The organism is Bacillus sp. LR--39, from assembly GCF_053613335.1.
Genome location: NZ_JBSIOT010000501.1, coordinates 1 through 918, shown reverse-complemented (window position 1 = coordinate 918; position 918 = coordinate 1). Strand labels below are relative to the sequence as shown.

The following is a 918-nucleotide window of genomic DNA, read 5'->3' as shown; positions in this document are numbered from 1 at the left end:
ATTGAGCAAAATGGGAAAGGTGAATCCAATGAGAAAGTTAGCTGTCCACAAGCAGAAGGTGCTGATCCCCATGCCAAGCCCCCGCACATGCATAGGAAAGATTTCCGAGAGCATCAGCCACGTCACCGTAGAAATGGCAGTCTGCTGAAACGCAAGAAACAAAACGGTCAAACTCAACACAACATATGGCAGGGCGGGTGTTCCTTCAAGGACAATGGATAAAATCCCGATCAGCAGAAGGGCTGTCATCGTGCCAATCTGTCCGATGATCAGCATGGGCCGGCGGCGGACTTTGCCGAGAAGCCATATCCCAAAAATGACCGCAATAACTGAAATAACACCGTTTGCAATATTGCCGATTAATGCAGCTTCTGTTTGAAAACCGGCTTCTCTCAGAATTTCCGTCCCATAGTACATAATCGAATTGACACCGGTAATTTGCTGTACGATGGCGATTCCAATCCCAATGAATAGAATGCGCCTGATCCATGGCTCTTGAAAATCATGAAAGCCGGCCTTTTTTGCTGTGCCCTTAATCGCATGTTTGATTTCTTTTATTTCCTGCTGTGCCTGACTGTCTTCACGGATTTGCCAAAGCACCCGCAGGGCGTCACCCATTCTGCCTTTAGCTGCCAGCCAGCGCGGGCTTTCAGGCACGATGAGCATTCCGAACCATAAGACAACTGCCGGAAGTGTCGCGATGACCAGCATATACCGCCATACATTTGCGCTCTCCCCCACTGTGCTGCCAATAATGGCGTTAAAGGTGTATGCCAGAAGCTGGCCAATTACGATCATCAGTTCATTTTGTGTCACGATTCGTCCCCTGCGTTCTGCCGGCGAAATTTCCGCTAAAAAGGTTGGAACCGTTACAGAAGCGCAGCCAACCGCCAGTCCGAGCAGAAAACGAAAGGCAAT

At 49.3% G+C, this 918-nt stretch carries 1 protein-coding gene; it reads right to left on the bottom strand.

Features of this window, described 5'->3' with window-relative positions; translation table 11 throughout:
* The coding region (locus tag ACWHAR_RS24470; protein WP_452088107.1) for a sugar porter family MFS transporter at positions 1–918 on the bottom strand (918 nt) is incomplete at both ends.